Annotated in this window: 21 protein-coding genes; 8 read left to right on the forward strand and 13 right to left on the reverse strand. The window is 62.8% G+C overall.

Annotated features, from left to right (window positions below):
• Positions 1 to 46: 46 nt before the first annotated feature.
• The 6 genes from AC5XE7_RS12425 to AC5XE7_RS12450 all read left to right on the forward strand — a co-directional run bounded on the left by AC5XE7_RS12425 (position 47) and on the right by AC5XE7_RS12450 (position 8,536).
• On the forward strand, positions 47 to 1,537 hold the full coding sequence (locus AC5XE7_RS12425; protein ID WP_239798414.1) for a replicative DNA helicase: 1,491 nt from the start codon (positions 47 to 49) through the stop codon (positions 1,535 to 1,537).
• Positions 1,538 to 1,602: 65 nt separating this feature from the next.
• Positions 1,603 to 3,021 carry a DNA repair protein RadA gene (gene radA, locus AC5XE7_RS12430; protein ID WP_183828939.1) on the forward strand — a complete coding sequence of 473 codons (1,419 nt, stop codon included), beginning with the start codon at positions 1,603 to 1,605 and terminating at the stop codon, positions 3,019 to 3,021.
• A 27-nt stretch (positions 3,022 to 3,048) separates the two neighbouring features.
• Positions 3,049 to 3,672: a CvpA family protein gene (locus AC5XE7_RS12435; RefSeq protein WP_183828936.1), complete on the forward strand. Its 624-nt coding sequence runs from the start codon at positions 3,049 to 3,051 to the stop codon at positions 3,670 to 3,672.
• Positions 3,673 to 3,763: 91 nt separating this feature from the next.
• A complete protein-coding gene (gene purF, locus AC5XE7_RS12440) occupies positions 3,764 to 5,248 on the forward strand; it encodes an amidophosphoribosyltransferase (protein ID WP_495366266.1) in 1,485 nt (494 codons plus the stop codon).
• 28 nt (positions 5,249 to 5,276) lie between these two features.
• Positions 5,277 to 6,032 (forward strand): SDR family NAD(P)-dependent oxidoreductase, encoded by a 756-nt coding sequence (locus AC5XE7_RS12445; RefSeq protein ID WP_495366267.1) that lies wholly within the window; start codon positions 5,277 to 5,279, stop codon positions 6,030 to 6,032.
• Positions 6,033 to 6,307: 275 nt separating this feature from the next.
• The gene (locus tag AC5XE7_RS12450; protein ID WP_495366268.1) at positions 6,308 to 8,536 is read left to right on the forward strand and encodes an AMP-binding protein; all 2,229 of its coding nucleotides are present in this window, start codon (positions 6,308 to 6,310) and stop codon (positions 8,534 to 8,536) included.
• A gap of 32 nt (positions 8,537 to 8,568) precedes the next feature.
• On the opposite strand, the gene AC5XE7_RS12455 is transcribed toward AC5XE7_RS12450, so the two are convergent.
• From AC5XE7_RS12455 to AC5XE7_RS12480, 6 genes are all read right to left on the reverse strand, one after another.
• Complete coding sequence (locus AC5XE7_RS12455) at positions 8,569 to 8,760, reverse strand: hypothetical protein (protein ID WP_280200162.1); 192 nt, start codon at positions 8,758 to 8,760, stop codon at positions 8,569 to 8,571.
• Entirely contained in the window at positions 8,757 to 9,581 is an 825-nt protein-coding gene (gene pssA, locus AC5XE7_RS12460; protein ID WP_239798409.1) for a CDP-diacylglycerol--serine O-phosphatidyltransferase, read from the reverse strand. Before pssA ends, AC5XE7_RS12455 begins: the two co-directional genes overlap by 4 nt.
• A 9-nt stretch (positions 9,582 to 9,590) precedes the next feature.
• A complete protein-coding gene (locus AC5XE7_RS12465) occupies positions 9,591 to 10,289 on the reverse strand; it encodes a phosphatidylserine decarboxylase (RefSeq protein ID WP_280200160.1) in 699 nt (232 codons plus the stop codon).
• A gap of 100 nt (positions 10,290 to 10,389) precedes the next feature.
• The gene (locus tag AC5XE7_RS12470) at positions 10,390 to 12,276 is read right to left on the reverse strand and encodes an ABCB family ABC transporter ATP-binding protein/permease (protein ID WP_495366269.1); all 1,887 of its coding nucleotides are present in this window, start codon (positions 12,274 to 12,276) and stop codon (positions 10,390 to 10,392) included.
• A gap of 56 nt (positions 12,277 to 12,332) precedes the next feature.
• Positions 12,333 to 12,665 (reverse strand): ArsR/SmtB family transcription factor, encoded by a 333-nt coding sequence (locus AC5XE7_RS12475; RefSeq protein ID WP_495366270.1) that lies wholly within the window; start codon positions 12,663 to 12,665, stop codon positions 12,333 to 12,335.
• 87 nt (positions 12,666 to 12,752) lie between these two features.
• Positions 12,753 to 14,129, reverse strand: a complete 1,377-nt coding sequence (locus tag AC5XE7_RS12480; RefSeq protein WP_495366271.1) for an Ig-like domain-containing protein — start codon at positions 14,127 to 14,129, stop codon at positions 12,753 to 12,755.
• Positions 14,130 to 14,322: 193 nt separating this feature from the next.
• On the opposite strand from AC5XE7_RS12480, the gene AC5XE7_RS12485 reads away from it, so the two are divergent.
• Positions 14,323 to 14,934 (forward strand): LOG family protein, encoded by a 612-nt coding sequence (locus AC5XE7_RS12485; protein ID WP_239798404.1) that lies wholly within the window; start codon positions 14,323 to 14,325, stop codon positions 14,932 to 14,934.
• Here AC5XE7_RS12485 and rarD read toward each other — a convergent pair.
• The 6 genes from rarD to cysS form a co-directional block, all read right to left on the reverse strand.
• Positions 14,918 to 15,844, reverse strand: a complete 927-nt coding sequence (rarD, locus tag AC5XE7_RS12490) for an EamA family transporter RarD (RefSeq protein ID WP_495366300.1) — start codon at positions 15,842 to 15,844, stop codon at positions 14,918 to 14,920. The genes AC5XE7_RS12485 and rarD overlap by 17 nt on opposite strands.
• A 100-nt stretch (positions 15,845 to 15,944) precedes the next feature.
• Positions 15,945 to 17,558 carry a citramalate synthase gene (cimA, locus tag AC5XE7_RS12495; protein ID WP_495366272.1) on the reverse strand — a complete coding sequence of 538 codons (1,614 nt, stop codon included), beginning with the start codon at positions 17,556 to 17,558 and terminating at the stop codon, positions 15,945 to 15,947.
• 63 nt (positions 17,559 to 17,621) lie between these two features.
• Positions 17,622 to 18,581, reverse strand: coding sequence for a prolyl aminopeptidase (gene pip, locus AC5XE7_RS12500; protein WP_495366273.1), 960 nt, complete (start codon positions 18,579 to 18,581; stop codon positions 17,622 to 17,624).
• Entirely contained in the window at positions 18,578 to 19,072 is a 495-nt protein-coding gene (locus AC5XE7_RS12505; RefSeq protein ID WP_495366274.1) for a GFA family protein, read from the reverse strand. Before AC5XE7_RS12505 ends, pip begins: the two co-directional genes overlap by 4 nt.
• Positions 19,073 to 19,078: 6 nt before the next feature.
• Positions 19,079 to 19,462 (reverse strand): VOC family protein, encoded by a 384-nt coding sequence (locus tag AC5XE7_RS12510; RefSeq protein ID WP_183828896.1) that lies wholly within the window; start codon positions 19,460 to 19,462, stop codon positions 19,079 to 19,081.
• A complete protein-coding gene (gene cysS / locus AC5XE7_RS12515) occupies positions 19,459 to 20,934 on the reverse strand; it encodes a cysteine--tRNA ligase (protein WP_495366275.1) in 1,476 nt (491 codons plus the stop codon). The genes AC5XE7_RS12510 and cysS overlap by 4 nt, the downstream gene beginning before the upstream one ends.
• Positions 20,935 to 21,316: 382 nt before the next feature.
• Here cysS and AC5XE7_RS12520 point away from each other — a divergent pair, with 382 nt between their 5' ends.
• The gene (locus AC5XE7_RS12520) at positions 21,317 to 21,469 is read left to right on the forward strand and encodes a hypothetical protein (protein WP_239798398.1); all 153 of its coding nucleotides are present in this window, start codon (positions 21,317 to 21,319) and stop codon (positions 21,467 to 21,469) included.
• A gap of 90 nt (positions 21,470 to 21,559) precedes the next feature.
• Here the strand turns inward: AC5XE7_RS12520 and AC5XE7_RS12525 are convergent, their stop codons facing one another.
• Positions 21,560 to 22,354, reverse strand: a complete 795-nt coding sequence (locus tag AC5XE7_RS12525) for an SOS response-associated peptidase (protein WP_495366276.1) — start codon at positions 22,352 to 22,354, stop codon at positions 21,560 to 21,562.
• Positions 22,355 to 22,396 lie beyond the last annotated feature (42 nt).

The raw sequence follows: 22,396 nt of genomic DNA on the forward strand, positions 1-22,396 counted from the left end.
CGATCCTTCGTCTGCTAACCACAGGCATCGGCAACCCGAGGGAATCATGGCAGAGGCAGCACGCAAACTGGCTGCGGCGGACACGCCGCTCTATCGCGAGGCACCCAATAACATTGAGGCCGAGCAGGCTTTGCTTGGCGCCATGCTCGTCAACAACGACGCATTTTATCGCGTTTCGGATTTCCTGAAAGCGAACCACTTCTACGAACCCCTGCACCGCAAGATCTTCGAGGTCGCATCCGAACTCATCCGGATGGGCAAGATGGCCAACCCGGTGACGATGAAGACCTTCCTGCCCGCCGACGAGAAGGTGGGCGACATGACGGTGGTTCAGTACCTCGCCCGGCTGGCTGCGGAAGCGGTGACCGTCATCAACGCTGCAGATTATGGCCGCGCCATCTATGATCTGGCCACGCGCCGCGCCCTGATCACTGTCGGCGAAGACATGGTCAACGTCGCTTATGACGCGCCGGTGGACATGTCGCCGTCCTCCCAGATCGAGGAGGCGGAACGACGCCTGTTCGAACTGGCCGAAACCGGCCGTTACGATGGTGGCTTCGAGGATTTCTCAACCGCCCTGAAGACGGCCATCGACATGGCCAGCGCCGCCTATATGCGAGATGGCGGGCTCTCCGGTGTCGCGACAGGACTGCGCGACCTCGACAAGCGCATGGGCGGCCTTCAGCAGTCCGACCTGATCGTGCTCGCCGGCCGCCCGGGTATGGGCAAGACCTCGCTTGTCACCAACATCGCCTTCAATATTGCCGATGCCTATCAGCCCGAGCAGCAGGCGGATGGCTCGTTCAAGGCCAAGAACGGTGGCGTGATCGGCTTCTTTTCCCTCGAAATGTCGGCCGAGCAGCTCGCGACGCGTATCATTTCCGAGCAGGCGGAAGTGCCCTCCTCCAAGATCCGCCGCGGTGATCTGACCGAGGCCGATTTCGACAAGCTGGTCAACTGCACCCAGACGCTGCAGCGCATTCCGTTGTTCATCGATTCCACCGGCGGCATTTCCATCGCTCAGCTTGCCGCGCGCGCGCGCCGGCTCAAGCGCCAGCGCGGCCTCGATGTCATCATCATCGACTATATTCAGCTGATGCAGGGCTCTTCCGCCAAGGCCAGCCAGAACCGCGTGCAGGAAGTGACGGAAATCACCACCGGCCTGAAGGCGCTGGCCAAGGAGCTCAACGTTCCCATCATCGCGCTCTCACAGCTCTCGCGTCAGGTTGAAAACCGCGACGACAAGCGCCCGCAGCTTTCGGACCTGCGCGAATCGGGCTCGATTGAGCAGGACGCGGACGTTGTGATGTTCGTGTACCGTGAAGAATATTACCTGAAAAATCAGGAACCTAAGCTCGGCACCGAGGAATACATCAAGTGGGAAGGCGCCATGAACGAGGTGCGCGGCAAGGCGGAGGTGATCATCGCCAAGCAGCGTCACGGACCAACGGGCACGGTTTCGCTGGGCTTCGAAGGTCAGTTCACCCGCTTCTTCGATCTGGCGGAAGAAAGCCACCTGCCGGAGAGGTTCGAGTAGGATTTTGCTGCACGCTCTCCATCCGGCGGCAACAGGCTGTGGCCTCCTGAAAGGGAGCGCTCCGCATGGCTAAGGCGCCGCGCACCCAGTTCATCTGCCAGAATTGCGGCGCGGTGCACCAGCGCTGGGCCGGCAAATGCGATTCCTGCGGCGAATGGAACACGCTGATCGAGGAAGGTACGGCGGGCGGCATCGGCGCGGGACCTGCATCCCTGCGCAGCACGCGCAAGGGGCGCGCCGTCACCCTCACCTCGCTCGACGGTGACATCGAGGATGCTCCGCGAATCGTTTCCGGCATCGGCGAGCTTGATCGCGCCACCGGCGGCGGCTTCGTGCGCGGTTCGGCCCTGCTGGTGGGCGGCGATCCCGGCATCGGGAAATCGACATTGCTGACGCAGGCTGCGGCGGCACTCGCCAGCCAGGGACACCGCATCGTCTATGTATCGGGCGAAGAAGCCGTCGCCCAGATCCGGCTGCGCGCTCAAAGGCTTGGCGTCGCCAAGGCTCCCGTGGAGCTTGCCGCCGAGACCAATGTCGAGGACATTCTGGCCACCATCGCCGACGGCCGGAGGCCGGATCTGGTGATCCTCGATTCGATCCAGACGCTGTGGACCGACCTTGCCGATTCCGCCCCCGGCACGGTCACGCAGGTGCGCGCTTCGGCTCAGGCGCTGATCCGCTACGCCAAGTCGACGGGGGCAGCCATCGTCATGGTCGGCCACGTCACCAAGGAAGGGCAGATTGCCGGCCCACGCGTGGTCGAGCACATGGTGGACGGGGTGCTTTATTTCGAAGGCGAAGGCGGCCATCACTACCGCATCCTGCGCACGGTGAAGAACCGTTTCGGGCCGACCGACGAGATCGGCGTGTTCGAGATGTCCGACAAGGGCCTGCGGGAGGTGGCGAACCCCTCCGAACTGTTCCTCGGCGAGCGCCATGCCAAGGCGCCGGGTGCTGCCGTGTTTGCCGGCATGGAAGGAACGCGGCCGGTTCTGGTCGAGATCCAGGCGCTGGTCGCCCCCTCGCCGCTGGGCACGCCGCGCCGCGCCGTGATCGGCTGGGACAACGCGCGCCTGTCGATGGTGCTGGCCGTGCTTGAAGCCCATTGCGGTGTGCGGTTCTCGCAGCACGATGTCTACCTCAATGTCGCGGGTGGCTACCGCATCTCGGAGCCGGCGGCGGACCTCGCCGTGGCGGCAGCTCTGGTTTCCTCCCTTACCGGTCTTGCCCTGCCGCCCGATTGCGTCTATTTCGGCGAAATCAGCCTTTCGGGAGCCATAAGGCCGGTTGCGCATGCGCAGCAGCGCCTCAAGGAAGCCGAAAAGCTGGGGTTCGCAAATGCCGTTCTGCCGCTGGCGAGATCCAGAGGCAGCGAGGAGGTTTCCGGCGGCATGGGAGACGGTTCGTTCCGGCCCGGCGAGCTTGCCGACCTCGTGGCACGCATAGCCGGCTCACGCCGCAGCCGTGCTGCGGACGATGAATGATACGGTCCATGAAGTGGGGCGAGAACCATGCCGATTACGCTGCTTGACGGAATTCTCGTCGGCTTCACTCTGGTTTCCGCCATGCTGGCCATGGTGCGCGGCTTCTCGCGCGAGGTGCTTTCGATAGCCTCGTGGGCAGCGGCGGCGGCGGCGGCCTTCTTCTTCTACAAGCCCGTTCTGCCCTATGTGCAGCCCTATATCGACAACGAAAAGTTTGCCATGGCAGCCGCGGCGGCGATCGTGTTCGTGGTCGCGCTGATCCTCGTCACCCTCATCACCATGAAGATCGCGGATTTCATCATCGATTCGCGCATCGGCGCACTCGACCGCACGCTGGGCTTCCTCTACGGCGCGGCGCGCGGCATTCTGGTGGTCGCAGTCGGCCTTCTGTTCTTCAACTGGCTTGCGGGCGAGCGCACGCCGGCATGGATTGCCGAAGCCAAGTCGCGGCCTTTGCTGGAATCTGTTGGCGCCAAACTCGAAAGCCTGCTGCCAGAAGACCCGGAAAATGCTATACTGAAGCGTCTTCACCGTGACGGACAGGCAGCCGAACCGGGCGCTGCAACAGCGCCCTCCCCGGAAGCACCTGCCGCCTCCGGCACAGGCGAGGACGACGGCGCCGGTGCGCCGCCTGCTGAAGACGCCAACTGATTGAGAAAAGCGGCCGGGAGGCGGGGCAAACTTCCACATTGCCCCGGAGCGGCCCAGGTTCTATATACCGGCTTTAGCGGAGCTTGAGCTTATGGCAGATGGACTTGGCGCTTTCGTCGCCGAAGACGATGATCATTTGCACGAAGAATGCGGCGTATTCGGCATTCTTGGCCACGAGGATGCCGCCGCGCTGACCGCGCTTGGCCTGCATGCTCTCCAGCACCGAGGGCAGGAAGCCGCAGGTATCGTCTCCTACCACAACCGGCGCTTCCATTCCGAACGCCATATGGGCCTTGTCGGCGATCATTTCACCGATGCCGCCACCCTGCACCGCCTGCCCGGCGACCGCGCCATCGGCCATGTGCGCTATTCCACCACCGGCGAAACCATTCTGCGCAATGTGCAGCCGCTGTTCGCGGAGCTGGAAGTTGGCGGCATCGCCATTGCCCACAATGGCAACTTCACCAACGGCATTACCCTGCGCAAGCAGCTGATCGCTTCCGGCGCGATCTTTCAGGCGACCTCCGACACCGAGGTCGTGCTTCACATGATCGCCCGCTCGCGTCACACCTCCTCCAGCGCGCGTTTCGTCGATGCCATCCGGCAGGCCGAGGGCGGCTACGCTATGGTCGCCCTGACCCGCACCAAGCTGATCGCCGCGCGCGATGCGGTCGGCATCCGTCCGCTGGTGATGGGAGAACTGGACGGAAAACCGATCTTCTGTTCGGAAACCTGTGCTCTCGACATCATCGGCGCGAAATATATCCGCGACGTGGAAAACGGCGAAATCGTCATCTGCGAAATCCAGAAGGACGGATCGATCACAACCGAGTGCATCAAGCCGGAAAATCCGCAGCCGGAACGGCTGTGCCTGTTCGAATATGTCTATTTCGCCCGGCCGGATTCCGTGGTCGGAGGCCGCAGCGTCTATGTGGCGCGCAAGAACATGGGCACGAACCTGGCAGAGGAAGCACCTGTCGAAGCCGACGTGGTTGTGCCGGTGCCTGATGGCGGCACCCCGGCCGCGCTCGGCTTCGCGCAGGCCAGCGGCATCCCGTTCGAATACGGCATCATCCGCAACCATTATGTCGGCCGCACCTTCATCGAACCGACGCAGCAGATCAGAGCGCTTGGCGTCAAGCTGAAGCATTCCGCCAACCGCGCCATGATCGAAGGCAAGCGCGTGGTGCTTGTCGACGATTCCATCGTGCGCGGCACGACATCGGTCAAGATCGTGCAGATGATCCGCGACGCGGGCGCCAGAGAGGTTCATATCCGCGTGGCGAGCCCGATGATCTACCATCCGGATTTCTACGGCATCGACACCCCGAATGCCGAAAAGCTGCTCGCCAATCAGCACAAGGACCTTGCCTCCATGTGCCGTTATATCGGCGCGGATTCGCTGGCTTTCCTGTCCATTGACGGGCTTTACAGGGCCGTAGGAGGCAAGCCACGCGATCCGCAGGCTCCTGCCTTCACCGATCATTATTTCACGGGCGAGTATCCCACCCGCCTCGTCGATCAGGATGGCGAAAGCAATGTGCACACGCTTTCGCTGCTGGCCAGTAACGGCTGATTTCCTTACACGCATTCAGAGGACAGGCATGAGCATCGACCTGACGGGCCGTCTGGCTCTTGTGACGGGCGCTTCGCGCGGCATCGGCTATTTTCTTTCGCGCGAACTGGCAAAGCGCGGCGCACATGTCGTTGCCGTGGCCCGCACAGTGGGCGGGCTTGAGGAACTGGACGACGAGATCAAGGCCGAAAACGCCCGCACAGGCAAAGGCGAAGCCACGCTGGTGCCGCTCGACCTCACCGACATGGAGGGCATCGACCGCCTCGGCGGCGCTCTTCATGAGCGCTGGGGCAAGCTCGACATCATGGTGGCCAACGCCGGCGTGCTGGGCGTCATCGCCCCGCTCGGCCATGTCGAGGCAAAGGTGTTCGACAAGGTTATGGCCGTCAACGTCACATCCACATGGCGCCTGATCCGCTCCGTCGACCCGCTGCTGCGCCAGTCGGATGCAGGCCGCGCCATCGTGCTGTCCTCGGGGGCCGCCCATTCCGCGCGGGCTTTCTGGGGACCTTACGCAGCGTCGAAGGCGGCCGTCGAAGCCATGGTCCGTTCATGGGCGGATGAGACGCGCAACTATCCGCTGCGCGTCAACGCGGTCGATCCCGGCGCCACCCGCACCGCCATGCGCGCCCTTGCCGTTCCCGGCGAAGACCCCAACACGCTGCCGCATCCGTCAGAGATCGCCCAGCGCATCGTGGGGCTTGCCAGCCCCGAACTGACCCGCACCGGCGAAATCTATCAGGCACGACACAACCGCTGGGTTTCCTACCGCATGCCGGAATAATCCGCTTCCGTTGCGATCCGACGTACATCCGGGCATCGCGGTTTGCGTGTTCCCCTTGTTGCTGCCCTCATCGCAGGACCAGACAGGCATGTTGACGTGAACCGGGGTTCGGTTACTTTCCGGGCTTAATCGGGCTCGGACAATCTTTCGGAGCATCGGTCCGAAAAGTGGACTCCGGTTTTCGGACCGATGCTCGATCTATAATTCAGATCGTCCTTTGTGCGTCCGAATGGACGCAGGGCGATCTAAGAACAAAGGCCGGAGCACCACCGCATATGGTCCTGATCCTCGCGTTGCTGGCTGCCATTGCCCTGATCTGGGGCCTGACTGCCATAGTCGAGAAGTTCCGGCTGGGGCTCAGCCTTTCGCAGGCCATCCTCTATGCACCGCTGAAGCTCATCTACCGCATCTCCGATTCGCGGATCAGTATCGCCACGGAGGCAACAGCACCCGTCATCTATGTGGTTACCCACCAGTCGCGCCTCGACCCGGCACTGATGCTGTCGCTGCTGCCTGAAAACACGCTGCACATTCTCGATCCCTATTCGGCCAGATCGCTGTGGCTCGAACCATGGCGGGAACTCGCCCGCACCATCGCCTTCAATGCCGAGCATGTTTTCGTTTCGCGCCGGCTGGTAAGGGTGCTCAGGGGCAAGGGGCGGCTGGCTGTCTACATTCCGGCGGCGGTCGAGCCGGATACCCGCTCCTTCCGGCTTTATCGGGCCGTGATCCGCATCGCCATGCAGGCGGACGCGCGCATCGTGCCGATCTTCATCGGCAACGCCAATCTCCTGCCCTTCCAGATCGATGGCAGATCCCCATCGCCGCGGCGCTGGTTTCCCCGCCTTTCGATGTCAGTGCTCGAACCGATGACCGCCGAGGATCTGGTCGCGCGCAACGGCAGCCCCGCCACCAGAAACGCACATGCCCTGTTCGACAGAATGGCGGAGGCCCGGCTTGCCGCCACCGATCCGGCTCTTACCGTGTTTCAGGCGGTGCGCGACGCCGCCGAGCGCTTCGGGCCCGGCCGCATCGCCGTGGAAGACGCCACCGGCAGCAGCCTGAGCTATCGCGCGCTGCTTGGCGGTGCGCATATTCTGGGCAAGCGCTTCTCAGCCCTCGCCGAACCGGGCGAAGCTGTCGGCATCATGCTGCCCAACACGACTGGCGCGGTGCTCACCCTGCTCGGCCTTTCCAGCGCAGGGCGGACGGCGGCGCTCATCAACTACACCTCCGGCCCCGCTAATGTCTCCGCCGCCGTGGGCATGGCCGTCATCCGTACCGTGGTGTCGTCGCGAACCTTCGTTGAAAAGGCGGCGCTCGGCGACATCGTCCATGCCGTGGAAGAGGCGGGCGCGAAGCTGGTGTGGCTAGAAGACCTGCAAGCCGGCATCACCGCAATGGACAAGCTCGCAGCTGCGCTGCTCTGGCGTTATCCGCTTGGCAGGCAGGATGCACGAAAGCCTGCGGCCATCCTGTTCACGTCCGGCACCGAAGGGCTGCCGAAAGCGGCGGTCCTTTCCAGCCGCAACCTGATCACCAACGCCATGCAGGCGGAAGCCCGCATTACCATCACCACCGAGGACGTGGCGCTGAACGTCCTGCCGATGTTCCATTCCTTCGGCCTGACGGCGGGAACCATCCTGCCTCTGGTGGCCGGCATGCGACTGTTCCTCTATCCCTCGCCACTGCATTACAAGCTGATCCCGCAGGTTGCCCGGCGGCTGAAGCCGACCGTCATGTTCGGCACCGACACCTTCCTCGCCCACTACGCGCGCACCGCCTCAGAGGGCGACTTCTCGAGCCTGCGCTTTGTCGTGGCGGGAGCGGAAGCGGTGAAGCCGGAGACCCGCCGCGTCTGGCGCGAGCGCTTCGACACCGCGATCATAGAGGGGTACGGGCTTACCGAAGCCGCGCCCGTCGCCGCAGTCAACACCGCTATCCATAACCGCGACGGCACGGTCGGGCGGCTTTTGCCCGGCATGAAGATGCGTATCGAGCCCGTGGAAGGTATCGCCGAAGGCGGGAGAATGTTTCTTTCCGGCCCGAACGTCATGATGGGATACATGTCGGCGGATCGTCCGGGTGAAATCCAGCCCCTGCCATCGGGATGGCAGGACACCGGTGACATCGTGAAGGTCGATCGCGAAGGCTTCATCACCATCACCGGGCGGGCAGCGCGCTTTGCCAAGATCGCCGGCGAGATGGTGCCGCTGGGGGCCATCGAGATGCTGGTGCAGTCGCTGTGGCCGGAAGAGAGCCACGCGGTGGTGTCCGTGCCGCATGCCAAACGCGGAGAGCGTATCGTGCTCGTCACCACCGCGGCGGCGGCAGATCCGGAAAGCCTGCGCAAGCCCGGCAAGCAGGCGGGGCTGGCCGAACTGGCGGTGCCGGGAGACATCGTCAAAGTAGAAGAGATTCCGGTTCTGGGTTCCGGCAAGACGGATTATCGCGCCACCCGCGAACTTGCCATCCGGCATCTGGCAGCCGGAAACGCGGCGTAGTTTTTTTGGAGCCGTTCAGTTGTTTCAGGGAATCACTTGAACGGCTTCAAGTCTTTGGTTTGTCGTGTTTCCGAACCGGAAAAACGTTTCCACGTTTCCTGGAAACGCTCTGGCCACGCTGGCAGGGCTCGCACCGCTGCAGCTGCATTTTCAAACATCGGATTATGAAAAATGAAGCCCGCACGGCCGATTCCGCCCGTGAGCGCTTCGTGAGTTTCGGTCACTCGCTTATGCGGGCATCCACATCCGGCGGCAGTTCCGTCTCTCCCTCCCGCTTGGCGCGGCGGGAATAGGCCAGAACGCTGAGCGGCAGGAAAACGAGATAGCCGATGACCGAAGCGGTGAGCGTGTACCACGGATAGCTGACCAGCAGCAGGAACACGAGCACGATGGCCAGGATAACCAGCAGCATGCGGTCGCCCGGCACTTTGAGGCTCTTGCCCGAATAGACCGGCAGGCGGCTGACCAGCAGGAAGGCCACGATGACAGTGAAGCCCGTGGCGAGGAAAGCGCCGTAGCGGGTCGGCTCGAAGCCGATGAAGGAGAGGTACAGCGGCAGCATCACCACCGCGGCACCCGCAGGAGCAGGAACCCCGACGAAATACTCAGCCTGCCATGACGGCCTGTCCTGCGCCTCCTCCAGCACGTTGAAGCGGGCCAGCCGCATGCCGCAGGCAATGGTGAAGAGCAGCGCCGCGATCCAGCCCGGCGACCCCGCGCGGTCGAGCAGGAAAGCGTAGAGCACCAAGGCCGGGGCGACACCGAAATTGACGATGTCAGCGATGGAATCCATCTGTGCGCCGAATTTGGAGGTCGCCTTGAGAAGGCGTGCCACCCGGCCGTCCAACCCGTCGAGGAACGCGGCGATCAGCACCATCACCACCGCCGTCTCGAACCGTCCTTCAAAGGCAAATCGGATGCCGGACAGGCCAGCGCAGATGGCGAGAACCGTGAGCAGGTTCGGGAACACCATCCGCAAGGGGATTTCGCGGATGCGGGGTCCCCCGGATCCGTGTGGCTCGAATTTCCTGTAGGGTGGGGTCATCGGACCGGTCTACGACACGCGCACCACGGGCGCGGTCTCCTTGCCGCCGAACTCGGCAAGCACCGTCTCGCCGCCGACCGCCGTCTGGCCGATAGCGACACGCGGCACCGCCCCTTCGGGCAGATACACATCGACGCGCGAACCGAAGCGGATCAGGCCGAAGCGTTCGCCGGCCAAGGTGTCGGAACCGGTCTCGGCCCAGCACAGGATGCGGCGCGCCACCAGGCCGGCGATCTGCACCGCCGCCACCGTGCCGTTCGGGCTTTCGATGACGAGGCCGTTGCGCTCGTTCTCGCTGCTCGCCTTGTCCAGCTCGGCATTCATGAAGCGGCCCGGACGATGCTCGATACGGGTAATGCGGCCGCGCACCGGCGCGCGGTTCACATGACAGGAAAACACGTCCATGAACACCGAGATGCGGGTCATTTCAGCGCCGCCCAGACCAAGCTCCTGCGGCGGCACCGCAGGGCCGACCGCTGTGACGACGCCATCGGCGGGACTGATCACCAGACTATCATCAACCGGCGTGACGCGTTCAGGGTCACGGAAGAAATAGATACACCATGCCGTGAGTATAGCTCCGACCCACAGCAGGAACCCGGAAAAATAGCCCATCGCCAGTGTCACCACGGCGAAGATGGCTATGAAGGGATAGCCCTCGCGATGGATCGGCACGAATGTCTTCTTTATCGTGTCGAGGAGTTGCATCGTTGCTACACCGGCTCCGTTTCAATGCGGCCTCTCTAGCTGAAACGCCTCCGTGTCGCAATGAAACAATATGTCAGCGCAGAGCCCTTCCCCTGCACTTTCAGATCACCTCCGGCGTGCGCTGCCTGACGATGACGCCCATCTCGTCGGTCTCGCGGGCAATGCGCAGGCGCTCCTCCGCCTCGGTAGCTTCGCGCTGGCGATCCCACATCGAGGCATAAAGGCCGCCCTTGCGCAGCAGCGCCGCATGCGTGCCGCGTTCCTCGATGCGGCCGGCCTTGAGGACAATGATTTCGTCGGCGGTGATGACCGTGGACAAGCGGTGGGCGATGACGATGGTGGTGCGGTCTCGGCTAACCAGATCGAGCGCCGACTGGATCTCCTGCTCGGTGTGGCTGTCGAGCGCCGAGGTCGCCTCGTCGAGGATGAGGATCGGCGGCGCCTTGAGAATGGTGCGGGCGATGGCCACGCGCTGCTTCTCGCCGCCGGAAAGTTTCAGTCCCCGCTCGCCCACCATGGTGTCGTAGCCTTCGGGCAGAGCTTCGATGAAACCGCCGATCTGGGCCAGCTCTGCGGCCCGGCGCACCTCCTCCTCGGAAGCGCCGACGCGGCCATAGCGGATGTTGTAGGCGATGGTATCGTTGAACAGCACCGTGTCCTGCGGCACCATGCCGATCGCGGCGCGCAGGCTTTCCTGCGTGACTTCGCGCACGTCCTGCCCGTCGATGAGGATGGAGCCGGACTGCACATCGTAGAAGCGGAAGAGAAGCCGCGAAATCGTCGACTTGCCCGCCCCCGACGGGCCTACGATGGCCACCGTCTTTCCGGCCGGAACCTCGAAGCTGATGCCTTTGAGTATCTGGCGGTTCGGCTCATAGGCGAACTGCACGTCGCGGAACTCGACCTTGCCAGCCGCCACTGCGAGGGGAACGGCAGCCGGGCTGTCGGTGACTTCCTCCTCGACATCGAGAAGGTCGAACATCTGCTCGATGTCGGTGAGCCCCTGCCGGATCTCGCGATAGATGAAGCCGATGAAGTTGAGCGGCACGGAAAGCTGCATCAGCATGGCGTTGACGAACACGAAGTCGCCAACGGTGTGGGTGCCGGCCTGCACCTCCATTGCCGACATGGCCATGATCACCGCCATGCCGATGCCGAAGATCACGCCCTGACCGAAGTTCAGCCAGCCGAGCGATGTCCAGATGCGGGTGGCGGCGACTTCATAGCGGGCCATGGAGCGGTCGAACCGCTCGGCTTCCATGGCCTCGTTGCCGAAATACTTCACCGTCTCGAAGTTGAGCAGGGAATCGATCGCCTTAGTGTTGGCGTCGGTGTCGCTGTCGTTCATGTCGCGGCGGATATCGATGCGCCAGTCGCTCGCCTTGACCGTGAACCAGGTGTAGAGCAGCACCGTCAGCGCCACCACGGCCACATATTTCCAGCCATAGGCGACGGCGAAGATGATGGCGGTCAGCGCGAATTCCAGCACAGTCGGCACGCTGTTCAGCACCGTGAAGCGCACGATGGTCTCGATGCCCTTGGTGCCGCGCTCGATGATGCGCGAAAGGCCACCCGTGCGTCGCTCCAGATGGAAACGCAGCGACAGGCGGTGCATGTGAACGAAGGTGCGATAAGCAAGCTGGCGCACCGCATGCTGGCCGACCCGCGCGAACAGCGCATCGCGCAACTGGTTGAAAGCGACCTGAATGATGCGGATGACATTGTAGGCCACAACCAGCATCACCGGCCCTGCCAGCACGGCCGGCAGCAGCGGCGGGGCGCTGGCATCGCCGGCAAGCGCGTCGGTCGCCCATTTGAAGAAGTAGGGAACCGCAATCAGCGTCAGCTTCGCCGCGACCAGCAGCACGGTCGCCCATATCACCCGGGCCTTGAGGTCGGCGCGGTCCGACGGCCACATGTAAGGCCACAGATTGACCAGCGTTTTCAGGGTTGATCCGGAATCGGCGGAAACTGTTTTTTCACTCACGAATTGAATGCCTTACATGAAATAGATTTGTCGCGCGCCGAAGGTTTTTTCGGCAGCTAACAATCATCGGAACAGCAGGAGGACGCGAAGCAGGCCAGCATTTCGGCGACCGCCTGCAATGCCGGGCGGTCGATGGCATAGCGCGAGCGCTGACCATCGGCCTCGAAGCGCACCAGACCGGCGGCCACCAGAACCTTGAGGTGCTGGGAGACGGTCGATTGCGCGAGGTCGAGACGGCCCACCACCTCTCCGCAGCAGCAGGAATTGGCCCTCGCCAGACAGCGGAGAATCTCGATCCGCGCCGGATGCGAAAGCGCACCGAGCCGGGCGGCCAGTTCTACGTCACCCAGCTTCTGATAGCTGGCGTCACATTGGGAGGATTCTTTCATCGTATATCGACGATATACGATGAAAATCATCTATGCAATGCGCCTCCGAAAGAAAGCGCGGCCTGAACGCCTGCCCGGCAGGCAGGCTCAGTTCCCGGTTGGAACGGTCACGCGGTCGCCAAGCGCATCGAAATCGGCTTTCTCGCCGCTGTCCGTCTCCTGCGGCAGCTTGAACACCTGCCCCGGCCAGATGCGGTTGGGATCGCTGATCTGCTGCTGATTGGCGAGATAGATGGTCGAGTAGCGCGTGCCGTGGCCGTAGATGCGCCGGGAAATCTGCCACAGGGTATCGCCACGGCGAATGATGACCGAACCATCGGCATGTTCAAGCTTCGGTGCGGACGACGGGTCGGTCTGCGCACCGCCCTGCCCGGTTTCGGAAGGGGCAACGGCGGAGATCGTTTCGCCGGGCTCACGCTGGAACGGCACCGAGGCCCGGACGACGACCTTGTCGCTGTCCGCCGAATCGAGCCCGTCGACGCGGATCGTGTATTCACCGACCGGCAGGTCCCTGCTGGCCTCGACAAGGAAATGACCGTCCGGCGAAGTCAGGGCTTCGCCCAGCAGGATTTCGTTGGCGTAGATGCGAACCTTGCGGCCGGCATCGGCGCGGCCGGCTACGAAAACTTTCGCTCCATCGATCTCGACGGCTTCGACGACGATCCTCGGCACGCCAGTGGGCTGCACGGCCTCTTCCTGTGCATTGGGCTGATCGTCACCGCTTGTCCCGGCTGCACTTTCCTGAGCGGACGCCTGTTCGCCGGCTTCACCGGCAGGCTGTGCCTCAGCGGTTGCGTCCGAAGACGCCTGCCGACCCGGCGCGGGAGCTGCCTGCGGCACGGTCAGGAACTGAGCGGGCATGCCGGGCTCCTCGACCATGGCGAGAACCTGACCATCGGGCTTGTCGGGAACGGAAACAACGGCGGTCTGAACCGAGGTCGAGACGGTTTTATCGCCTTCCGTCGCCCGCAATACGATCTGGTGGTCGCCCGACTTCAGCGGATCATCCAGAACGATCGCGAAGGCGCCATCGGAACCGGCCACGGCTTTGCCGAGCACGGAGGAACCGTCGAACAGCTCGACGGTCGACCCCGGCACGGCCTTTCCGGCGACAACGGCGGAACCGTTCCCTTCGACGCGCAAAATGTCAAAGGTTGGAACGGTTGTTTCTGAGGTTTCAGTCTGAGGCGAGGAAGCCTGCTCACCGACAACTGCATCGACAGGCGCCTGCACCTCCGCACCCGCCTGTGCGGTCTCGCCGCTGGCAGGGGCCGCGACCTTGTTCTCCGCTTCCTGAGCCGGGCCGTCCGTTTCGGCTGCCGGACCTGTTGCCTGCGGTTGCGCTACCTCGGTGGGAGTGCGTCCCAGAAAGCTGTCCAGCGCGCCGGAAAGATAGCCGATAAAGACCGCCACAAGAGCGGCGGCAGCGGCAAACAGAAGTGCCTTCAGCCCATTGTTTTTCATTGTCCTGTCCGGCCCCTCTGTCCCCGGTCGCGTGATGACATCCGATCACACCCGATCTTCGTCGGCGCAAGACCTTTACCGGTACAGTCCGGAAGATCCTGTTCCGCTGCGATCTAGCCTGTTTTGCATGTACCGACAAGAAAAACACAGGAACAGGGTTGACCCATACACAAAGCCCTAGCACCAATCCGATATGAACACGATTCGATCCGTCTGCGTTTACTGTGGCTCTTCTCCCGGCAACGACAAAGCCTATATCGAAGCCGGGCGCGCGCTCGGTCGCGCTCTGGCCCAGTCCAACCTGCGTCTCGTCTATGGCGGCGGCACGAAGGGCATCATGGGTGCGGTGGCCGAGGGTTCCATGCGCGCGGGCGGCAAGGTGCTTGGCATCATTCCGCGCTTCCTCATGAACAAGGAAGCAACCGAAACCGGACTGGACCGGCTGGACGAGGTCGTCATCACCGACAACATGCACCAGCGCAAGCAGCGCATGTTCGAGGAGTCAGATGCTTTTGTCGCGCTGCCGGGCGGCATCGGCACTGTCGAGGAAATCGTGGAGATGATGACCTGGGCCCAGCTTGGCCATCACCGCAAGCCCATGGTCTTCGCCAGCATCGGCGGCTTCTGGAGCCCGATGATCGCGCTGCTCGACCATATGCGCGATGAAGGCTTCATCCATACCGCGCATCACGTGCGCCCGCTCGTCGTCGAAGACGTCGAAGCCATCGTGCCAACCATCCTGTCGGCCGCATCGGCGACAGGCACGCCGGCCGAGGGCGTACCGTCCATTATCGAGAAGATGTAGCGGCTCTGTTTTCCCGCAGGGTCGACCAGGTGTAGATCGCGAGCGCAAACCAGATCAGCGCAAACGCTGCAAGCTGGGCCTTGCCGAACGGCTCGTGGAACACGAACACGGCAATCAGAAACACCATGGTCGGGGCGATATATTGCATCAGCCCCAGCGTCGACAGGCGCAGCGCCTTGGCGCCGAAGGCAAACATCAGAAGCGGAATCGCGGTGATCGGGCCGCAGCCAAGCAACAGCAGCGTATCCGGCCAACTGCTCGAAACCATGTGTCCGGCACCGCTCGCATTCAGCCACACAAGATATATGGAGGCCGGAACAGAAAGGATAAGGACCTCCAGCAGAAACCCCTGACTGGGCCCCAGCGGCAGCGTTTTGCGGAAATAGCCGTAGGCGGCAAACGACAATGCCAGCGCCAGAGACACCCACGGCAAGGTGCCGGTCTCATAAGTGAGGATAGCGACAGCGACAGCGGCGAGCCCAACCGCAAGCGTCTGCACTCTGTTCAGGCGCTCTCCAAGCATCACCGCGCCTATCAGCACATTCACCAGCGGATTGATGTAATAGCCAAGCGCTGTTTCGATCGCGCGGTCAGTGGCGATCGCCCATACATAAAGGCTCCAGTTGAAGGTGATGATGGTGGCTGTGAGGGCTGCCATCGCCATCAGGCGCGGCGAGCGGATCGCCACCTTGAAGTCTGCCGTGCGCCTGAGCCAGACCAACGCGGCCGCCGCAATCGGCAGCGACCAGACCACGCGGTTGGCGACGACCTCCATCAGCGGAAGATGCGCCACCCATTTCATGTAGATCGGCAGCAGCCCCCACAGGAAATAGGCTCCCAGCCCCAGCGCGAAGCCGCGTCTGGCAGTTACGTCGGTCTCGCCCGGCTTTTCAATCCCTTCAATGCTCATGCCGACCATATGGACCCGCCCGACGGACAGAACCATTTCAAACTTCTCATGGTTCAATCGTCTTTCGTTGATGGATCAACGCAGGCGACGCGAGCCTTCCTTACTCGGCGGCAACCAGCCCGGCAAGTTCGCGGTTCTTCATCAGCTTGAAGACGATGGAATCCATCAGCGCCTGAAACGATGCGTCTATGACATTGTCGGATACGCCCACCGTCCACCAGCGCGCGCCGCTTGCATCCTGCGATTCGATCAGCACGCGGGTGATGGCCTCGGTGCCGCCGTTGAGGATGCGCACCTTGTAATCGACAAGCTCCAGATCCTCGATCTCGCTCTGATAGCGGCCGAGATCCTTGCGCAACGCGATGTCGAGCGCGTTGACCGGGCCATGCCCTTCAGCCACGGACATGCGCACCTCCCCCTCCACCACCACCTTCACGATGGCTTCGGAAACGGTCTTGATCTGGCCGTTTACGTCGAAACGGCGCTCCACCATGCAGCGGAAGCTTTCGACACTGAAGAAATCCGGCACCGTGCCAAGCGTGCGGCGGGCCAGCAGCTCGAAGCTGGCGTCCGCCCCCTCATAGGCATAACCTTCCGCCTCACGCTCCTTGACCATGGCGATCAGCGTATCCAACCGCGAATCGTCACGCGAAACCTCGATGCCGCGCCGCTTGAGCTCGGCGATGAAATTGGCCTTGCCGCCCTGATCCGACACCATCACCTTGCGGCGATTGCCGATGCTTTCGGGCTCGACATGTTCGTAGGTGCTCGGCTCCTTGGCCAGCGCCGAGGCGTGGATGCCGGCCTTGGTGGCGAATGCGGATGCGCCGACATAGGGCGCCTGCGCATTGGGCGCGCGGTTCAGAAGCTCGTCGAACGAACGCGACAGATGCGCAATTGTCGCCAGCCGCTCCGGCGTGATCCCGGTCTCGAAGCGATCCGCATAGTTTGGCTTCAGGGCAAGCGTCGGGATCAGGGTGACGAGGTTTGCGTTGCCGCAGCGTTCGCCGATGCCGTTCAGGGTTCCCTGAATCTGCCGCGCACCGGCCTCGACCGCGGCCAGCGAATTGGCCACCGCCTGCCCGGTATCGTCATGGGCATGGATGCCGAGATGGCTTCCGGGAATGCCGGCCGCGATGACCTTGCCGACGATCTCACGCACTTCCGCCGGCTGGGTGCCGCCGTTGGTGTCGCACAGCACCACCCAGCGCGCACCCGCCTCACAGGCTGTGCGGGCGCAAGCCAGCGTGTAATCCGCATTGGCTTTGAAGCCGTCGAAGAAGTGTTCGCAATCGATGATCGCTTCCTTGCCGGCGGCGATCGCCGCCTCCACGGAAGCGCGGATGGCGTCGAGGTTTTCCTCGTCCGTGCAGCCCAGCGCCACGCGCACCTGGTATTGCGAGCTTTTGGCAACATAGCAGACCACGTCCGAACGCGATTGCAGAAGCAGCGCCAGCCCCGGATCGTTCGAGGCGGAGACGCCGACGCGCTTGGTCATACCGAAGGCGGAGAAGCGCGCACGCCGGGTGCGCTTCTCCGTGAAGAATGCGGTGTCCGTCGGGTTGGCCCCCGGATAGCCGCCTTCCACATAGTCGAGGCCGAATTCATCCAGCATGCGGGCAATGGCAATCTTGTCCTCGACCGAGAAATCAATGCCCGGCGTCTGCTGGCCGTCACGCAAAGTCGTATCGTAGAGGTAAAGTCGCTCTTTCATTGCCCTGCTCTTTGCCTGCCCCCGAACCGGATTCTGGCCGGAAGTTGGTAGAAATTCCTGCGCTCAGGCCTTGCCTGCATATGCGTCGGTGGCGCGGATCAGCCGGTCGAGAATGCCGGGCTCCGAATAAGCGTGCCCTGCCCCCTCGATCAGATGGAATTCGGCCTTCGGCCATGCCTTGTGCAGCGCCCAGGCATAATGCGCCGGGCACGGCATGTCGTAGCGGCCATGAACGATGGTGCCGGGAATGTCCTTCAGCTCGCCGGCATCGCGCAGCAACTGCCCTTCCTCCAGCCATCCGGCATGGACGAAATAATGGTTCTCGATGCGCGCGAAGGCGACCGCATAGTCATCCACGGCGAACGGATCGCTGGTCTCGGGTTCGGGAAGGAGCGTGATGGTCTCGCCTTCCCAGATGCTCCATGCCTTCGCCGCTTCCACCTGCGCGGCGCGGTCGCTGCCCACCAGCCTCTTGCGGTAGGCCGAGATCATATCGCCACGCTCCTCTTCCGGGATCGGAGCGATAAAGCGCTCCCATTTGTCCGGGAACATCTGCGAGACGCCGAACTGGTAATACCATTCGAGTTCGGCGCGCGTGAGCATGTAAATGCCGCGCACCACCAGCTCGCTCACCCGCTCGGGATGCGTCTCAGCATAGGCAAGCGCCAGGGTGGAGCCCCATGATCCGCCGAACACCAGCCACTTGTCGAACCCGCACATTTCCCGCAGCCGCTCGATGTCGGCCACCAGATGCCATGTGGTATTGGCCTCCAGCGAGGCGTTGGGCAGCGATTTTCCACAGCCGCGCTGGTCGAACAGGATCACATCATAGAGCGCCGGATCGAAAAGTCGCCGATGTTTTGGCGAGATGGTGCCGCCCGGCCCGCCGTGCAGAAACACGGCCGGCTTGCCGCCTTTCGTGCCCACGCGCTCCCAATAGATGGTGTGGCCGTCGCCGACATCGAGCATTCCGGTCTCGAACGGTTCGATCTCCGGATAAAGGCCGCGCAGTTCCGTGCTCATATGGTCGTGTCCTTTGCAGGCCAGATTTCGGTGTCATGATCGGGATGCTGGAAGGAGACGATGCGGGCGAGAAATTCCACAGCCTGCTCGTCCTCCATGGTGTCCCTGCCCGGCAGGGTGCAAACCGTGTCCACATAGGGCAGCTTTGCCTCGATGCCGAACTGAATGACGGGGGCGATGCCGGACGGATCGTCAAAAGCACCGATGGCCAGCGCAATTCCATCCGGCGCTTCGTAAGTCAGCGGCGTGCCGCAATCGCCGCAGAAGCCGCGCCCGACCAGATTGGAGGAGCGGAACAGTTTGCGCTCGCCGCGCGTCCAGCGAAGGCCTGCTTCATCCACCGAGACCAGCGGCGCATAGAACGCGCCGAACGCCTTCTGGCACATGCGGCAATGGCAGACGGACGCATCGCCCAGCGCACCCTCGACGCGAAACCGCACCGTGCCGCACTGACAGCCGCCGGCCCAGACCGGTTTGTTGTCGAGGCTCATCGACGCTTACTCCGGATGATGACAGACGGCCTCGATATTGTTGCCGTCAGGGTCAAGAACGAAGGCGCCGTAGTAATTCGGATGATAGTGCTCGCGCACGCCCGGCGCGCCGTTGTCGGTTCCGCCAGCAGCCATCGCGGCCTCGTAGAACGCATCGACTTCCGCGCGCTTGTCGGCGGTGAAGGCATAATGGCGGCCGGGGCCTGCCTCCTTCGCCTCGTGCAGCCAGAACTGGGGCCGGTCATAGCCATAGCCGGCAACCTTCAGTCCACCGGTGAACTCCTCGGGCACAGTCATCACCAGCGAAGCGCCAAGCGGCTCCAGCGCCGCATCGTAAAACTTTCGCGAGGCCTCGAAATCGGTCACTGCTATTCCGGTATGGTCGATCATCGCTTCACCTCCCATGTCGTGATGCGTTCGCCGGTGGCAGGGTCCTTGCCATCCTTCAGCTGCACGCCCTGCCCCAGCAATTCGTCGCGGATGCGGTCGGCCTCGGCCCAGTTCTTCTGTGCAATGAAGGCAAGGCGGGCGGCAATCGCCTCATCCACGGCCGCCTTGTCCACTTCGGCACTGACATCGAAGCCGAGAAACTCAAGTGCGGCACGCAGCGAAGCGGCGGCGCTTTCATTGCCATCGATTGCGTCTCCCGCCAGCTGCGTCAGAAACTGGAAGGCAGAATAGGTCGCGAGGTCGTCCGACAGCGCGGCAACCACTTCGGCCGGAATTTCTACGGCGGAAGCGGAAGCCAGATCGGCGGCGCGTTTCCATTTGCGCAGCGTGTTTTCCGCTTCCTCCAGCTTGCGCACGGCGAAATCGATCGGCTCGCGGTAATGCGTCATCAGCATGGCCAGCCGCAGCACCTCGCCCGGCCATTCGCGGCCACCGAAGCTATCGGTTTCCAGCAGTTCGCGGATGGTGAAGAAGTTGCCGAGGCTCTTCGACATCTTCTGCCCTTCGACCTGCAGGAAGCCGTTGTGCATCCAGTAATTGGCCATGACGGACGTGCCGTGCGCGCAGCGTGACTGGGCAATCTCGTTCTCATGGTGCGGAAAGATCAGATCGAGCCCGCCACCGTGAATATCGAAGATCTCGCCGAGATAGGCCGAGGACATGGCCGAGCACTCGATGTGCCAGCCCGGCCGGCCCTTCGGTTTCCCCGTCCAGCCTGCGGCTGTCCACGCCTCCTGGCCCCACGGGCTCTCCCAACCGGGTTCCTCGGGCGAGGAAAGCTTCCACAGCACGAAGTCCTGCGGGTTCTTCTTGTGCGTGTCGACGGCGATGCGCGCACCCGCCTGCTGCTCGTCCAGAGGGCGCTTCGAGAGTTCGCCGTAATCCGGCATGGAGGCCGTGTCGAACAGGACTTCCCCTGCCGCTTCATAGGCATGGCCCCGTTCGATGAGAGATTGAATCAGGCCGATCATGTCGGTACGCCCGTCCTCGCGGGGCTGGACGAATTCGGTCGCGCGCGGCTCGAAATTGGGCGGCAGGCAGCCGAGCGCCTTCACGTCCTTGTGGAACTGGTCGGCGGTCTTTTCCGTCACCTTGCGGATGGCCTCGTTGAGGGTGAGGCGGCCGGCGGCGATATCGTCGCCGAAATCGCGCAGGGCGCGCGCGTTGATCTTGTCGTCCACGTCGGTGATGTTGCGCACATAGGTGACGTGATCCGCGCCGTAGACGTGACGCAGCAGCCGGTAGAGCACATCGAAGACGATGACCGGGCGCGCATTGCCGATATGGGCGAAGTCATAGACGGTCGGGCCGCACACATACATGCGCACGTTCGAGGCATCGATCGGAGAAAAATCCTCCTTCGTGCGGGTGAGCGTGTTGGTCAGGCGCAGGCCACTGGCTGTTGCAGACATTCTTCTCCTTCCCGGCATCGCCGGTTCAATCAGACACGCGGTTGCCCTTCAGCCTGCTGGCCGGGTCGTTTGTCCGATCTGAAAGGAAGATGGGGCGAAAACGTCCGGGCCAGCGCGCGGCTAGCCAATAATTGAAATGCCACAAATGGCGAAGGACATCTTCATCCGGGCTTTATCGCCTTCGATTCTGTTGCCGTCAAGCCGCAACGCCCGACGAAAATGCAGGGCAGGCACCCATCAGCGGCAACAATGAAAGATTTTATTAAACATGTAATCAGAGCCTGAAAGAAGCCCAAAAGAACGCACCGTCACGCCACTATTTCGACGGAATCAGGTATCATTTACTGGAAGTACAAGTTAATCTCGGCATCGGGGAAGAAAAATGTCGAAAAAGCCGCAGCAAAAGCAACCTGAACGACCGGTTCTGGCAAATCAGTACCGCGCCATCGGCCCGGCAGCCGTTGCAGCCGCGCTCATGCACATGACCAAGAAGAAGAAGCCGGTCCAGAAGTTTATCTCGCCGCGCCCGGCGTGATTATTCAGGCCCGCCACGCAGCGGTCCTGACGGCGTTCATCATGGCGAAGGCTTGCGCAGCTGCATGATGGCCGGATTTTTACTATCTGGTCAAAATAATGACATCTGCGCGTCACCCGGTTTCTTGTTGCCGGAGCTCTCCGGGCCGGACTTGTCTTTGGAAGGCTCCCCCTGTTCGGGAACAGCTTTCTGCTCTTTGACTTCTTCCTGTATTTCCGGCCCCGTATTGCTCACCTTGTTGACAAGACTGGAGACCGGGACAGCTTCGAAGAAATCCGGATCGGCCGGCTTCATCAGATCGGCCACATCCCTCGGTTCCTGCGTGCGGCAATCCAGCCAGCGCGCAAAGTCCTTTTCCCCGATCACGACCGGCATGCGATGGTGAATATGCGCAATTGCCGAATTGGCGGAAGTGGTGAGCAAGGCTCCCGTATCGATCTCCGATCCGCCCGGCTCCGAGTAAGGCTCCATCAGCGCCGCGAAAGCGACGAGCCCGCCATCGCGCGGGCGCAGCCAGTAAGCCTGCCCCTTCCCCGTCCCGGATTGTTTCCACTCATAGAAACCGGAGGCCGGCACCAGAGCGCGCCGATGGCGCATCGCGGTGCGGAACGAGGGTTTTGTGGCCGCCTCCTCCGAGCGGGCATTGATGAGCAGGGGAAAGCTCCGCGTATCCTTCACCCAGGAAGGGATCAGCCCCCAACGCACCAGCAAAGCCTCGCGATCAGGCAGGTTGGAGCCGGGCGGACGCGTGGGAGCCGCCAGCGCCATCAGGATCGGCTGTGTCGGCGCGATGTTGTAGCGCGCCGGAAAATCGTGCAACTCGCCGACACCGAGAAAAGCGGCGGTCTGGTCGGCGGTTGCCGTCAGCGCAAAGCGCCCGCACATGAATGCACCCTTTTTCTGCTGTATTGCCAAGGTGGGCATGGA

The sequence above is a fragment of the Aquamicrobium sp. YD-1-mutant5 genome (assembly GCF_059509755.1).

Coding starts and splice junctions, on each gene's coding strand:
- rarD (WP_495366300.1), bottom strand. CDS start 15,844: ATGAGCATTGAAGGGATTGAAAAGCCGGGCGAGACCGACGTAACTGCC.
- pip (WP_495366273.1), bottom strand. CDS start 18,581: ATGAGCACGGAACTGCGCGGCCTTTATCCGGAGATCGAACCGTTCGAG.
- AC5XE7_RS12505 (WP_495366274.1), bottom strand. CDS start 19,072: ATGAGCCTCGACAACAAACCGGTCTGGGCCGGCGGCTGTCAGTGCGGC.
- AC5XE7_RS12520 (WP_239798398.1), top strand. CDS start 21,317: ATGTCGAAAAAGCCGCAGCAAAAGCAACCTGAACGACCGGTTCTGGCA.
- AC5XE7_RS12525 (WP_495366276.1), bottom strand. CDS start 22,354: ATGTGCGGGCGCTTTGCGCTGACGGCAACCGCCGACCAGACCGCCGCT.
- AC5XE7_RS12480 (WP_495366271.1), bottom strand. CDS start 14,129: ATGAAAAACAATGGGCTGAAGGCACTTCTGTTTGCCGCTGCCGCCGCT.
- AC5XE7_RS12475 (WP_495366270.1), bottom strand. CDS start 12,665: ATGAAAGAATCCTCCCAATGTGACGCCAGCTATCAGAAGCTGGGTGAC.
- cimA (WP_495366272.1), bottom strand. CDS start 17,558: ATGAAAGAGCGACTTTACCTCTACGATACGACTTTGCGTGACGGCCAG.
- cysS (WP_495366275.1), bottom strand. CDS start 20,934: ATGTCTGCAACAGCCAGTGGCCTGCGCCTGACCAACACGCTCACCCGC.
- AC5XE7_RS12465 (WP_280200160.1), bottom strand. CDS start 10,289: ATGCAACTCCTCGACACGATAAAGAAGACATTCGTGCCGATCCATCGC.
- pssA (WP_239798409.1), bottom strand. CDS start 9,581: ATGACCCCACCCTACAGGAAATTCGAGCCACACGGATCCGGGGGACCC.
- radA (WP_183828939.1), top strand. CDS start 1,603: ATGGCTAAGGCGCCGCGCACCCAGTTCATCTGCCAGAATTGCGGCGCG.
- AC5XE7_RS12435 (WP_183828936.1), top strand. CDS start 3,049: ATGCCGATTACGCTGCTTGACGGAATTCTCGTCGGCTTCACTCTGGTT.
- AC5XE7_RS12485 (WP_239798404.1), top strand. CDS start 14,323: ATGAACACGATTCGATCCGTCTGCGTTTACTGTGGCTCTTCTCCCGGC.
- AC5XE7_RS12450 (WP_495366268.1), top strand. CDS start 6,308: ATGGTCCTGATCCTCGCGTTGCTGGCTGCCATTGCCCTGATCTGGGGC.
- purF (WP_495366266.1), top strand. CDS start 3,764: ATGGCAGATGGACTTGGCGCTTTCGTCGCCGAAGACGATGATCATTTG.
- AC5XE7_RS12425 (WP_239798414.1), top strand. CDS start 47: ATGGCAGAGGCAGCACGCAAACTGGCTGCGGCGGACACGCCGCTCTAT.
- AC5XE7_RS12445 (WP_495366267.1), top strand. CDS start 5,277: ATGAGCATCGACCTGACGGGCCGTCTGGCTCTTGTGACGGGCGCTTCG.
- AC5XE7_RS12510 (WP_183828896.1), bottom strand. CDS start 19,462: ATGATCGACCATACCGGAATAGCAGTGACCGATTTCGAGGCCTCGCGA.